This window comes from Mycobacterium sp., assembly GCF_025965855.1.
Classification (GTDB): Bacteria; Actinomycetota; Actinomycetes; order Mycobacteriales; family Mycobacteriaceae; genus Mycobacterium.
Map to the genome: position 1 here is coordinate 1 of NZ_JAOPWB010000115.1, position 13,056 is coordinate 13,056.

The 13,056-nt window shown below is 69.1% G+C and carries 14 protein-coding genes and 1 tRNA gene; 5 read left to right on the forward strand and 10 right to left on the reverse strand.

The features are described 5' to 3' along the window. Positions 1-146 precede the first annotated feature (146 nt). The 5 genes from JWP83_RS08790 to JWP83_RS08810 form a co-directional block, all read right to left on the reverse strand. Positions 147-219 (reverse strand) — tRNA-Ala (locus JWP83_RS08790). 50 nt (positions 220-269) lie between these two features. Next, positions 270-1,295: a gephyrin-like molybdotransferase receptor GlpR gene (gene glpR, locus JWP83_RS08795; RefSeq protein WP_297728770.1), complete on the reverse strand. Its 1,026-nt coding sequence runs from the start codon at positions 1,293-1,295 to the stop codon at positions 270-272. A 175-nt stretch (positions 1,296-1,470) separates the two neighbouring features. After that, positions 1,471-2,124 carry a GNAT family protein gene (locus JWP83_RS08800; protein ID WP_297728806.1) on the reverse strand — a complete coding sequence of 218 codons (654 nt, stop codon included), beginning with the start codon at positions 2,122-2,124 and terminating at the stop codon, positions 1,471-1,473. A gap of 21 nt (positions 2,125-2,145) precedes the next feature. After that, positions 2,146-3,432, reverse strand: coding sequence for a gephyrin-like molybdotransferase Glp (gene glp / locus JWP83_RS08805; protein WP_297728773.1), 1,287 nt, complete (start codon positions 3,430-3,432; stop codon positions 2,146-2,148). A gap of 91 nt (positions 3,433-3,523) precedes the next feature. After that, positions 3,524-4,435, reverse strand: coding sequence for a UTP--glucose-1-phosphate uridylyltransferase (locus tag JWP83_RS08810; RefSeq protein WP_297728776.1), 912 nt, complete (start codon positions 4,433-4,435; stop codon positions 3,524-3,526). 77 nt (positions 4,436-4,512) lie between these two features. On the opposite strand from JWP83_RS08810, the gene JWP83_RS08815 reads away from it, so the two are divergent. The 4 genes from JWP83_RS08815 to mscL all read left to right on the forward strand — a co-directional run bounded on the left by JWP83_RS08815 (position 4,513) and on the right by mscL (position 6,802). Then, positions 4,513-5,115, forward strand: coding sequence for a 5-formyltetrahydrofolate cyclo-ligase (locus JWP83_RS08815; RefSeq protein WP_297728779.1), 603 nt, complete (start codon positions 4,513-4,515; stop codon positions 5,113-5,115). Positions 5,116-5,190: 75 nt separating this feature from the next. Continuing rightward, positions 5,191-5,538 carry an FmdB family zinc ribbon protein gene (locus JWP83_RS08820; protein WP_297728782.1) on the forward strand — a complete coding sequence of 116 codons (348 nt, stop codon included), beginning with the start codon at positions 5,191-5,193 and terminating at the stop codon, positions 5,536-5,538. A gap of 65 nt (positions 5,539-5,603) precedes the next feature. Continuing rightward, a complete protein-coding gene (locus tag JWP83_RS08825; RefSeq protein ID WP_297728785.1) occupies positions 5,604-6,272 on the forward strand; it encodes an SAF domain-containing protein in 669 nt (222 codons plus the stop codon). A gap of 65 nt (positions 6,273-6,337) precedes the next feature. After that, positions 6,338-6,802 (forward strand): large-conductance mechanosensitive channel protein MscL, encoded by a 465-nt coding sequence (gene mscL, locus JWP83_RS08830; protein ID WP_297728788.1) that lies wholly within the window; start codon positions 6,338-6,340, stop codon positions 6,800-6,802. A 7-nt stretch (positions 6,803-6,809) separates the two neighbouring features. On the opposite strand, the gene JWP83_RS08835 is transcribed toward mscL, so the two are convergent. The 5 genes from JWP83_RS08835 to rpmF all read right to left on the reverse strand — a co-directional run bounded on the left by JWP83_RS08835 (position 6,810) and on the right by rpmF (position 11,482). After that, positions 6,810-7,367 (reverse strand): MogA/MoaB family molybdenum cofactor biosynthesis protein, encoded by a 558-nt coding sequence (locus JWP83_RS08835; RefSeq protein WP_297728791.1) that lies wholly within the window; start codon positions 7,365-7,367, stop codon positions 6,810-6,812. Next, positions 7,367-8,887 (reverse strand): trypsin-like peptidase domain-containing protein, encoded by a 1,521-nt coding sequence (locus JWP83_RS08840; protein ID WP_297728793.1) that lies wholly within the window; start codon positions 8,885-8,887, stop codon positions 7,367-7,369. The genes JWP83_RS08835 and JWP83_RS08840 overlap by 1 nt, the downstream gene beginning before the upstream one ends. A gap of 98 nt (positions 8,888-8,985) precedes the next feature. Then, complete coding sequence (locus JWP83_RS08845) at positions 8,986-10,542, reverse strand: HAMP domain-containing sensor histidine kinase (protein WP_297728797.1); 1,557 nt, start codon at positions 10,540-10,542, stop codon at positions 8,986-8,988. Positions 10,543-10,558: 16 nt separating this feature from the next. Beyond that, entirely contained in the window at positions 10,559-11,245 is a 687-nt protein-coding gene (mprA, locus tag JWP83_RS08850) for a two-component system response regulator MprA (protein ID WP_297728809.1), read from the reverse strand. A gap of 63 nt (positions 11,246-11,308) precedes the next feature. Then, entirely contained in the window at positions 11,309-11,482 is a 174-nt protein-coding gene (rpmF, locus tag JWP83_RS08855) for a 50S ribosomal protein L32 (protein ID WP_297728800.1), read from the reverse strand. 228 nt (positions 11,483-11,710) lie between these two features. Here rpmF and JWP83_RS08860 point away from each other — a divergent pair. Continuing rightward, a partial coding sequence (locus JWP83_RS08860; RefSeq protein WP_297728803.1) for an acyclic terpene utilization AtuA family protein occupies positions 11,711-13,056 on the forward strand: 1,346 nt, incomplete at its 3' end.

Here is a 13,056-nt window from a genome sequence, read left to right on the forward strand (position 1 = left end):
TGTACGCCGACCTGTTTGACGAAGACTTGGCCGGCGTTGCGGACCGCTTGGACGCGGTCAAATGTGCTGCGGACGGACTGCGGACGGACCGAAAGGCGTAGTGATAGATTAGCGCGCTACAGACGTCCTGACATGCTCAAATGGGGTGGAGCTACGGGGATTCGAACCCCGGACCTACTCGATGCGAACGAGTCGCGCTACCAACTGCGCCATAGCCCCTGATCGCTAGCAGGCTACCAGCCGCGGTGCGAACCGCCGAACCGCCGGCGCTACTCGCCGACGGCGCGCGGCAGGTCCCGGGGCCAACCGAACGTCCGCATCGGCATCGCGTAATCGAGATGCTCGAAGATCGGGTCCTCGTCGTCGATCTCGAGCACCACCGCGCCGGGGCGCCGCAGCCGTGACGGCACCACTTCGTATTCGCGGTCGTAGGCGTTCTCCACGCCGAGCCGCGCGCGTGCCATCCGGTGCATCCGGCGGCGACGCACCTTTTCCTCGATGCGGGTCTGCCTGCGCAGATACGCCAGGTACAGCACCGTCACGGCGGTCGCGCTGCCGCACACCCACCATGCCGACGGCGACACCTCGAACGCGGCCGTGGCGGTCCCGACCAGGACGACCGCCATCACCATCAGCACGCGCTTGCGGAAGGCGAATTTGCGGGCGCTGACGGCGGCCGCGGTCTTCGGGTCGAACCGGCGCCGCCGCGACGCACCCGGTGCGACGAGCGCCGGCGGATCCTCGTCGTCCTCGCGGTCCGCTTCGGGCTCCAAACCCGAAGAGTCCTCGACATATTCGTACCGGTCGTCGTCTTCGTCGTCGGTCCCGGCGTGTTCGGCGACGGTCTGGGGCTCGGTCTCGTCGGCGTCTTCGTCCTCATCGGCGACGGCCGCCGCCGCCGGAAGCGCCCCGGAATCTTCGACGACGTCGACGTCCAGGTAGTCGGGCTCGGTCTGCTCGGTGGCCGCGGCCTTCACGACGACCGGACGAGCCACCTCCCGATCATCGGTGTCGTCTTCCTCTTCATGCTCCAAGGGTTCGTCGTGCTTGGCCTCGGCGAGCTCGTCTTCGGCCGTGTCTTCCTCCGGCTTCCAATCGGGGTCGCTGCGATGACCCGCGGCGGGCCCACCACGCTTCAGCAGCCGGGAGCTTGCGCCGTTGAGCACCCGGGTCGCCAGGGCCACGTCGCTGGTGCGACGCACGGCGTCGCGTTTGCTGATCAGCATCGGAACCAGGACAAACAGCCACAGCACCACGAGCGAGATCCACAACAGCGACTGCGGGATGCTTGGCATGATGACTTGCTCCTAACTGGACCTGACCCCCGCGAGGCTCGTCTGTGGCCGCTGCGGCCGGATCAAAAGGTGACCAGCACAATTACACACCTGTAATTTGCCTCTCACAAGCACCAAAGGTCACTCGTGTCGCGCTGGCCACAGTTCACGTGGGCGTTGTATCGGCCGGGAACGGTCACGGCCAGCTTGCGTTGCCGGAGCGGACCAGGGTTGCTGCCACCGATCCCTGCACCTCTTCGACCGTGATGGCCATCAACAGGTGGTCGCGCCACGCCCGGTCCACCTCGAGATAGCGGCGCAACAGCCCCTCTTCCCGGAACCCGACCTTGGTCAGTACCGCCCGGCTCGCGGCGTTCTCCGGTCGCACGGTGGCCTCCACCCGGTGCAGCATGACGGGGCCGAAGCAGTGATCGAGACCCAGCGCCAACGCCGCCGTGGCCACCCCGCCGCCGGTGGCCGACCTCGGCACCCAGTAGCCGATCCACGCCGATCGCAACGCCCCATGGGTGACGTTGCCGATGGTCAGCTGACCGCAGAAACGCCCGTCGAGCTCGATGACGTAGGGCAGCATGCGCCCCTTGCGGGCCTCCGAGCGGAGGCCGGAACACAGCGCCGGCCACGCGGCGATCGTGTGCCGGATCGTCCAATCGCCATCCGTGGTGGGCTCCCAAGGCTCCAGATGCGCCCGATCGGCCAACCGGATCCGGCTCCATTGGGCGCCATCGCGCATCCGCACCGCCCGCAGCCGGACGACTCCGCCCTGGACCCGCAGCGGCCCCACATCCGATGGCCAACCCGGATGACGAGCATTGGTACGCAACAGGTTCACGAGCGTTTGCACCCGTTCCGGCTAGCCGCGCTGGGCCAGGAACGCGACGTCGACGATCTCACCGGTGCGGATCTGCTCGGCGCCGCTGGGAACCACGACCAAGCAGTTTGCTTCGGCGAGGGTGGCCAACAAGTGCGAGGACGACCCCGGGGCCCCGCCGAGTGCCTGCACCAAATACTCACCGCTGTCCTGGTCGCGCATCAACTGGCCGCGCAGATACCCCTTGCGCCCGGCGACCGACGTGATCGGCGAGAGGGCGCGGGCCTGCACGACGCGCCGCATCGGCTGGCGCTTGCCCAGCGACAGCCGGATCAGCGGCCGGACCATCACCTCGAAGACCACCAGCGCGCTGACCGGGTTGGCCGGCAGCAGGAATGTCGGAACGCCCTCGCGGCCCAGCTGCCCGAAGCCCTGGACGGAACCCGGATGCATGGCGACCCGGACCACCTCCATCTCGCCGAGCTCGGACAGCACCAAGCGCACCGACTCGGCGGCCGCGCCCCCGACCGCGCCGGCGATCACCACGACCTCGGCGCGATTGATCTGGCCCTCGACGACCTCGCGCAGCTCTTCGGGGTGATTGCTGACGATGCCGACGCGGTTGACCTCCGCGCCGGCGTCCCGGCCCGCCGCCGCCAATGCATAGGAGTTGACGTCGTAGACCTGCCCGTTGCCCGGGGTGCGCGAGATGTCGACCAGCTCGCCGCCCACGGCGATGACCGACAAGCGCGGGCGCGGATGCACCAGCACCCGTTCGCGGCCGACCGCCGCCAGCAGACCGACCTGCGCGGAGCCGACGACGGTGCCGGCGCGCACGGCAACGTCGCCGGGCTGGACGTCGTCGCCCGCCCGGCGCACGTAGGCGCCCGACGGGGCCCCCCGCAGAATCCGCACGCGCGACGTCCCGCCGTCCGTCCATCGCACCGGCAGGACGGCGTCGGCCAGGGTAGGCAGCGGGGCCCCGGTCTGCACCCGGACCGCCTGTCGCGGCTGCAGCCGGCTGGGTGTGCGCGAGCCGGCCTCGATGGTTCCCATCACCGGCAGGACCAGCCCGTCACGCAGGACTTCGGTGGGTTCGTCGGAGGGCTCACCGAGACTTTCGGCGCCCACCTCACCGAGGCCGAGCACGTCGACGCTGCGCACCGCGTAGCCGTCGATCGCCGCCTGATCGAATCCGGGCATGGGCCGCTCGGTCACCACTTCCTCGGCGCACAGCAATCCCTGTGCCTCGGCGATGGCCACCCGTATCGGCCGCGGGGCCACCGCGGCGGCCGTTATCCGGGCCTGCTGCTCCTCCACAGAACGCACAAGCGCGCCTCTCTGACCTCGAGCCCTTGGCGGGCGCCGTCTCAGACGACCTCGGGCCGCCTCGTTCGGCGGGACCGGCGCTATCGCCCGGCTACTGCTCGGTCAGGTCCAACCGCGCCACCAACCATCGCCGCAAATCCGGGCCATAGTCGTCACGATCCAATGCAAAGTCAACCGCAGCCTTCAGGTAGCCGCCGGGATTTCCCAAGTCGTGTCGGGATCCGTGATGCACGACGACATGCACGGGATGGCCCTCATTGATCAGGAGCGCGATCCCGTCGGTGAGCTGCATCTCGCCACCGGCACCCCGGTCGATGCGGCGCAAGGCGTCGAAGATGGCGCGGTCGAGGACATAGCGGCCCGCCGCGGCGTACATCGACGGGGCATCCTCGGCGCTGGGCTTCTCGACCATGCCCTTGACCCGCAGCACGTCGCGATTGTCCTCGTCCGGGACGGGCTCGACGTCGAAAACCCCGTAGGCGCTGATCTCTTCGGGAGCCACCTCGATCGCGCATAACACCGTGCCGCCGTGGTCGGCCCGCACCTTCGCCATCGTCTCCAGGACGCCCGTCGGCAGCACCAGGTCGTCGGGCAGCAGCACCATGACGGCATCCTCGTCCGCCGCCAGCGCCGGCTCCACGCAGCTGATCGCGTGCCCCAGCCCGAGGGGCTCGGCCTGCACCACGGACTCCACCTTGATCAGCTGCGGCGCCCGACGCACCTTGTCGAGCATGGCTTTCTTGCCGCGGGCCTCGAGGGTGCCCTCCAGGACCAGATCTTCGACGAAGTGCGCGACGACGCTGTCCTTGCCCTCGGAGGTGATGATCACCAGGCGTTCCGCCCCGGCCGCCGCCGCCTCCTCCGCGACCAGCTCGATGCCCGGAGTGTCGACGACCGGCAGCAACTCCTTGGGCACCGTCTTTGTGGCAGGCAAAAAACGCGTACCCAGGCCGGCCGCAGGGACGATCGCCGTGAATGGGATCGGAACATCCGAGCGTGACATTGTTCAAACCATAACCCTCGTGAGGCATGCCAACGCGGTGTGGCGGCGCGAAACCCGGGCCTGTCATGGTTGACGGCATGGCAATCGCAAGCAAGGCCGCGTTGCGCGAGCAGCTGCTGGCGGCCCGGCGTTGCGTTGCCGACGACGTTCGCGCCGCCGAGGCGCGCAGCCTTTGCGACCAGCTGGAGCCGGTGGTCACCGGCGCGGCCACGGTCTGCGCGTACGTGCCGGTGGGCACCGAGCCGGGGTCGGTCGAGATGCTCGAGATGTTGCTGCGCCGGTCCGGGCGGGTGCTGCTGCCGGTCGCGCGCACCGGCGGCCCAGGAAAAAAAGACGCGCCGTTGCCGCTGCGGTGGGGGGAATACCGGCCGGGCGCGCTTATCCCCGGGCCGTGGGGGCTGCTAGAGCCGCCCGAGCCGGTGCTGCGGGAGTCGGCCCTGGCCGAGGCCACGCTGGTGATCGTGCCTGCACTGGCGGTCGACCGTCGGGGCGTACGGCTGGGCCGGGGCCGCGGGTTTTACGACCGCTCGCTGGGCGGCCGAAACCCGCGAGCGCGCCTGATCGCGGTGGTGCGCGACGCCGAATTTGTCGACGAGCTGCCCGCCGAGCCGCACGACGTGCCGATGACACACGCGCTCACGCCCGGGCGGGGCCTGATCACGCTCTCCGGCCGGGAATGATCGCGATCACGTGGCGGTTCTAGCACTTGACACGATAGAGTGCTAATTCAAGTCCGTCATTTTTCGGAGGTTTTCTTGCCGACTTACAGCTACGCGTGCACCGAGTGCGACGACCGCTTCGACGTCGTGCAGGCCTTCACCGACGACGCGCTGACCACGTGCGAGAAGTGCTCCGGCCGGCTGCGCAAGTTGTTCAATTCGGTCGGCGTCGTGTTCAAGGGCAGCGGCTTTTACCGCACCGACAGCCGCGAGGAAAGCAAGAAGTCAAAGAGCCCGTCCAACGGCTCCAGCGACGCGGCGTCGAGTTCGGGATCGAGCGACAAGAGCGCGTCGGGCGAGAAGAGCGGCTCCGGCGACAAGAGCGGGTCGAGCGAGAAGTCGACCAGCAACGCCACGCCGGCCACCGCGGCCGCCTCGAGCTAAGCGGTTATCCACAGAGCCATCCCTGACCGGCACCGCCGGCGTCCGGCCGCGCTTACGGTTGCGGCGTGGGCGAATCATCGCTGAACCCAAGCCTGTTCAGACGCCTATCCGCGTCGTTGCGCCCGGACTGGACGCGCACCGTGCTGGCCCGGCGGGTGGCCGCGGGCGGGCTCGTCGTGCTGGCCGGCATCGCGACGCTGCGGTCGGATCCCGACGGCGATTACGCCGAGGTGCTGGTGGCGGTGCGCGACCTGCGCCCGGGCGCGGCATTGACCACCGATGATGTGCGGCTCGAAAAGCGTTCGGCCACAGCGGTTCCCGACGGATCGCAGGCAGACCTCGCCGCGGTGGTCGGTTCGACGCTGGCCAGCCCCACCCGGCGCGGCGAGGTGCTCACCGACGTCCGGCTGCTCGGCAGCCGGCTGGCCGAGTCGACGGCCGGGCCCGGCGCCCGCATAGTGCCGCTGCACCTGGCGGACGGCGCCCTGCTCGACCTGGTTCGGGTCGGCGACATCGTGGACGTGCTGGCCGCCCCGGCCACCGACTCGCCGGTGACGGGCCAGCCGACCAGCAGGGTGGTGGCCACGGACGCCGTCGTGGTCCTCGTGTCGGCCAAGCAGAAGGTCCAGGCCGCCGATGCTGACCGCGTAGTGTTAGTTGCGCTGCCGGCTCGCGTGGCGAACACGGTGGCGGGCTCGGCGCTGGGTCAGACGGTAACGCTCACCCTGCATTGAGTATCCGGCCGCCGTTGGGCACGTGATCGGTAGCAAACTCTGTCCAGTCCAGAAAGGGCCTCCCCATGCTCAAAGGGTTCAAGGAGTTTCTCTCGCGGGGCAATATCGTCGACCTGGCCGTCGCGGTGGTCATCGGTACTGCCTTCACTGCATTGGTCACCAAGTTCACCGACAGCATCATCACGCCGCTGATCAACCGGGTCGGCGTCAATCAGCACTCCGATGTCGGCGCCCTGAAGATCGGCATCGGCGGCGGCCAGACCATCGACCTGAACATCCTGCTGTCCGCCGCGATCAACTTCGTCCTGATCGCGTGCGTCGTGTACTTCTTCGTCGTGCTTCCCTACAACACGCTGCGCAAGCGCGGTGAGGTCGAGCAGGCGGACGACGCGCAGATCGTGCTGCTCACCGAAATCCGCGACCTGCTATCGCAGACCACCAATGGGGACTCGTCAGGCAAGCACGGTGGATCGGCAGCCACGACGCCGCCGCCGGCCCACGGACCCCGCGCGGAGGCCGAATCGCAGTGACTCGCGCCTAAATCTCCAAGCTCGACAGCTGGCCGATGATCTGGGCGGCGAGCGGATTCAGCGTCGCCATTCCGTCACGCACCGCGTAACGGGAGCCGGCGAGGTTGACCACCAGCGTGCTTCCCGACACCCCGGCCAGACCCCGGGACAACCCGGCGTCGATGATTCCCGCGGACAGCCCCGAGGTGCGGATGGCCTCGGCGATGCCCAGGATTTCCCGGTCCAGGATCTCGCGGGTGGCCTCCGGCGTGACGTCGCGGGGGGTGACGCCGGTCCCGCCGACCGAGACCACCAGGTCCACCCCACCGATGACCGCGGTGTTCAGCGCGTTTCGGATCTCGACCTCGTCGGCCGCGACGGCCACCACGCCGTCGACGACGAACCCCGCTTCGGTCAGCAGCTCGGTGACCAGCGGCCCGCTGTGGTCCTCGTCCCCGTGCGCGGTGCGGTCGTCGACCACCACGACCAGGGCCCGGCCGACTACCAACTCCGCACCCGTTTCCATGGGTGCCACCGTATATCCGATGTCCGACAGTCCCGCCGCCGAGGGCTCATCGATTCTCATCACTGGTCCGCCTTGCCGAGGGTGACCTGCAGGGTGCGGGTCCCTCCGCCGGGATCCTGAAACGTCAGCGATACCTTGTCGCCGGGCGCTTTGGAGCGCACTGCGGCGACCAACGCGTCGGCGCTGTTGATCGGGCGGTCGTCGACCTTGGTGACGACCACGCCCTTGGGCACCCCGGCCGTCGCGGCCGCGCCGTTCGGCACGACATCGACGACCTTGGCGCCGGGGGTGCCCTTGTCGCTGGTGACCTGCACGCCGAGCGACGCGTGCGTCGCCTTGCCGGTCGCGATCAACTCGTCGGCGATGCGTTTGGCTTGGTCGACCGGAATCGCGAAGCCGAGGCCGATCGAGCCGCTCTGGGAATCGGGCGAATCGGCGCCCAGGGTGGCGATCGCCGAGTTGACGCCGACCAGCTGGCCGCTCATGTTGACCAGCGCGCCGCCGGAGTTACCCGGGTTGATCGCGGCATCGGTCTGAATCGCGTCCAGCACGGTGTTCTGGTTGCCCGACTCGCCGGTCGTGGACACCGGCCGGTTCATCGCGCTGATGATTCCCGTGGTCACCGTGCCCGAAAGCCCCAGGGGCGACCCGATCGCCACCACCGGCTGGCCGACCCGCAAATCCGACGAGGAGCCCACGGTGATGGGCGTGAGGTTCGAAACGCCCTGCACCCGGATCACGGCGATATCGCTGGTGGGGTCGGCCCCGACCACCGTGAACGTTGCGGTGCGGCCGTCGGAGAATGTCACCGTCGTTTTCGGTGGCGGAGCGCCCGGCGGAGCGCCCGGCGGAGCACCCGGCGGACCACCCGGCGGCCCACCCGGCGGCCCCCCCGGACCGCCAGGGCCGCCGCCCGGCTTGACCGCGGCCGCGACCACGTGGTTGTTGGTCAGGATCAGCCCGTCGGCCGACAGGACGATGCCGGAGCCCTCTTCGGACTGGCGACCCAGGTCCGTCTCCAACATGACGACGCTGGGCACCACCTTGGTGGCGACCTGTTCGACGCTGCCCGGCGGCATGTTCGCGGCCGGGACGCTGGGAGCCGCCCCCGGGATTATCCCGCGGCCGTTGCCGCCCACGGAGTGCGTGCCCAGCTCGACGGCCGTTGCCGCCGCGCCGCCGATACCGGCCGACACCACCGCGATCGCCAGCGCGCCGGCGGTCAACAGGCCTGCGCGGGAACGTTTCTGGGGAACCGGCCCGGCAGGCATGGGCGGCAGCATGTGTATCGGGCCCGTAGCAATTCCTCCGGGCATGGGAATCGCCCCGGTGCCCCCCGGTACCGGACCCGGCCCCGTGCCGCCGGGGTTCCGGCCCCGCCCGGTGCCGCTGAACGGCTCGTAGGGCCGGCGGTAGGGGCTGGTCGGCTGGGACGGCTGGGACGGGTGATAGCGCCAGTCGACCGGCTGGTTGTACGGCTGCTGATGCCCCTGGGCATACGCGGGGGGCACAGGCTGATTAGGCCCGGTACGGTATCCCGGCTGCTGCGGCGGCGGCGAATACCTCGGGTCATTCGTCATGTCGCTACGTCGCTCTTCCTCTATATCGGCTATATCGGCTATATCGGCGTTCGGGCTCGTCGGCTCGACGTGGCTCGATTCCAACCCTAACTGCAGACCTACCTTGCCCGCGCGGACTGAGAGTCCACTGAGATAACGTTCGCCGAATCCCGAGAGTTCGCCGCGCTGCCCGCCACGGGCACGACCGGATCCGTCTCGGCTTCTGCCTTAAAAATCTTGGTGTCGGCCCCCGCCGCCGGGTATCCCGAAACCGGTACGGGTCGGCCGGGAAGCAGCACGTAGATGGACGTGCCCGGAGGCTGGCCTCCCGGCACGGTGTCCTCGATGCGAAGCAACCCACCGTGGTTTTGCACCACCTTTTTGACGATCGCCAGACCGAGCCCCGAGCCTGGCATCGCCCGCGCCGTCGTCGACCGGTAGAAGCGCTCGAACACCAGCCGGCGCTCGTGCACCGGGATGCCCGGGCCCTCGTCGGAGACCACCAGTTCGGCGTGAGTCGAGTCGACTTGCCTCATCCTGATACCGACATGCCCGCCGGACAGGCTCCACTTGGCCGCGTTGTCCATGAGGTTCAGCACCGCCCGCGAGAGCCCGGCGGCGTCGCCGTAGACCTGCCAGGCAATCGCCTCAACATCGAAGTGAATGTCGTTGCGCCGCCGCCTGACCCGCTCGAGGCTGCGATCGATCACCTCGGACATGTCGACCGCCTCGTGCACGACCTGACTGGCGTCGTCGCGAGTGAGGTCCACCAAATCGCCTACCAGAGTAGACAGTTCCTCGATCTGCGCGAGCACGTCCGCGCGCAGGTCGACCATCTCCTGCTCGGGCAGCCGCGGCGCCCCCGGTTCCATCGAGGCCATCAGCAGTTCGACGTTGGTGCGCAGCGAGGTCAGCGGGGTGCGCAATTCGTGTCCGGCGTCGGTGACCAGCCGCGCCTGCCGCTCCCGCGATTCGGCCAGCGCCCGCAGCATCAAGTTGAAAGCCTCAGTGAGCCGGGCCAATTCGTCGCTGCCGAACACCGGGATGGGCCGCAGGTCGTCGGTGCGCGCCACCCGCTCGGTGGCCTGGGTAAGGCGGGCCACCGGGCGCAACCCCGCCCGGGTGACCATTCCCCCGGCCACCGCGGCGACCGCGACACCGATGCCACCGACCATGAGCAGCACCCAGCGCAGCCTGGTCATGACCGCCTCGGTGGGCTTCAGGCTCTTGGAGATCAGCAGCGAACTGCCGTTGGGCAGGTGAATGGCGAGGATTCGCTGGTCCGACGCGGTGCGACGGGACATGAACAAATCGCCGCTGATCACGGCCTTTTCGGCGGTTCCGACGGGCAGGATCTGGCCGGGCTGATTGGCGGTGTAGATGGAGTGGCCCGGGTTCACCAGCATGGCGTTGACGTCCGAATACGCGGTGCCCTCGATGGCCTTCCCCGGATCGGCGGCCAGCGAACCGCTGGCGATCAGCAGCTGCGCCCGGCTCTGCAATTGGTTGTCGATGTCGTTGTAGAGCGCGGCCGAAATCACCGCGTACACGGCGAATGACATCAGCACGACGACCATCGCCACCATCGACATCGCCAGCAGCATCACCCGCCACCGCAGCGACAACGAGCTGGTGGGCCGCAGCGGTGCGCGCCGGCGCCGACGGAACCGGATCATCGTGCCAAGTGACTCATCATGGCGGCGTCTCCCGAAGGACGTAGCCCACCCCGCGGACCGTGTGGATCAGTCGCAGCTCACCATCGGCTTCGGTCTTGCGGCGCAGGTAGCCGACGTAGACCTCCAACGCATTGCCCGAGGTGGGAAAGTCGAATCCCCATACCTCCTCGAGGATGCGGCTGCGGGTGAGCACCCGGCGCGGATTGGCGATCAGCATTTCCAGCAACGAGAATTCGGTGCGGGTCAGGCTGATTCGGCGTTGCCCGCGGGTGACCTCGCGGGTCACCGGGTCCAGGCTGAGGTCGGAGAATGTCATGGCCACCGAGTCGGCGGCGTCGTCCGGCTTGGTGCGCCGCAGCAGCGCCCGCACGCGGGCCAGCAGCTCTTCCAGGGCGAACGGCTTCGGCAGGTAGTCATCGGCGCCGGCGTCCAGGCCCGCGACCCGCTCGGAAACCGAATCGCGGGCGGTGAGCACCAGGATCGGCAGGTCGTCGCCGGTGCTGCGGAGCTGACGGCACACCTCGAGGCCGTCCAGGCGCGGCATCATCACATCCAGGACGAGCGCGTCGGGCCGGTCGCTGGCGATCTTGTCGAGGGCCTCGACCCCGTCATGGGCGAGCTCGACCGAGTAGCCGTTGAAGGAAAGTGACCTGCGCAGCGACTCGCGCACCGCGCGATCGTCGTCGACGACAAGTATCCGCACGGCCACCAGTTTCGTCCTAGCGCCTGAGAGCGGCCTGAGAGGCGCGCCGGGTATTTGCCGAGATTAACGCCGGTCCAGATCGATGAGACCGAGCCGGGCCGCCTTGAGCAGCCTGCGGGGCACCTTGTGCTTCTGCCCGGCGACGGTCACGCCGACGAGCTCGGTCTTCGTGGCCTTCCACTGCGAGCGCCGGCTTCGGGTATTCGCGCGCGACATCCTGCGCTTGGGTACGGCCATGGTCGGGCCTAACTCCTCGTTCGGGGCTTGATCGGGTATGTCGCGCGGCGTGGCCGGTCGGCCGAACGTGCGACGAGTGCCTATCAGAATAGTCGGTGGCCTGCTGGTCGCCAAAACGGCGCCCGGGGCCAAAGGGGGATCCTTGACGTGACACCGGCGGTACCCGCTAACCTACCGGTTGGTTGGTTGGTTCGCGGTCACCGGTATGCCCACGAATGGAGGACGCGCATGACCTCTGCTTTCGGCGGCTCCGGCGCCGTCCGGATCGCGAACTGTTCGGGGTTCTACGGCGACCGGCTGTCGGCGATGCGCGAGATGCTCACCGGCGGGGACGTGGACTACCTGACCGGCGACTATCTGGCCGAACTGACCATGCTGATCCTGGGCCGCGACCGGATGAAGCACCCCGAGCGCGGTTACGCCAAGACCTTCCTGACCCAGCTCGAGGACTGCCTGGGTGAGGCGCGCGACCGCGGGGTGCGCATCGTCGCCAACGCCGGCGGCCTCAACCCGGCCGGGCTGGCCGACGCGATACGCACGCTGGCCGAGCGCCTGGGCGTCCCGGCCCGCATCGCCCACGTCGAGGGCGACGACCTGCAGCCGCGCGCGTCGGAGCTGGGGCTGGGCGCGCCGCTGACCGCCAACGCCTACCTGGGCGCGTGGGGCATCGTCGATTGCCTCAACGACGGCGCCGACGTCGTCGTCACCGGCCGGGTCACCGACGCCTCGGTGATCGTCGGGGCCGCGGCGGCCCACTTCGGCTGGGCCCCCACCGACTACGACCGACTCGCGGGTGCCGTGGTCGCCGGGCACGTCATCGAATGCGGCGTGCAGGCCACCGGCGGCAACTACTCGTTCTTTACGGAAATCCCCGACCTGACGCATGCCGGTTTCCCGCTAGCCGAGGTCCACGCCGACGGCTCGTCGGTCATCACCAAGCATCCCGGCACCGGCGGGCTGGTCAGCGTCGACACCGTCACCGCGCAGTTGCTCTACGAGATCACCGGCGCCCGCTACGCCAACCCCGACGTCACCGCCCGGATGGACACCATCGAGCTGTCCGCGGACGGCCCCGACCGGGTTCGCATCAGCGGGGTGCGCGGCGAACCGCCGCCGCCCACGCTGAAGGTGTCGCTGAACAGCATCGGCGGGTTCCGCAACGCCATGGCGTTCGTGCTGACCGGCCTGGACATCCAGGCCAAGGCCGACCTGCTGCGCCGGCAGCTCGAGGCCGCTTTGACGGTGAAGCCCGCGGAGCTCGAGTGGTCCCTGGCCCGCACCGACCACACCGACGCCGACACCGAAGAAGCCGCCAGCGCCCTGTTGCACTGCGTCGTCCGCGACCCCGACCCCGCCAACGTCGGGCGCCAGTTCTCCTCGGCGGCAGTGGAATTGGCGCTGGCCAGTTACCCGGGCTTCCACGTCACCGCCCCGCCGGGCGACGGTCAGGTCTACGGCGTGTTCACACCCGGCTACGTCGACGCCAAGCAGGTCCCGCACATCGCGGTGCACGCCGACGGCACCCGCACCGAGATACCCTGCGCCACCGACACTTTGGAGTTGGCGCCCGCCGC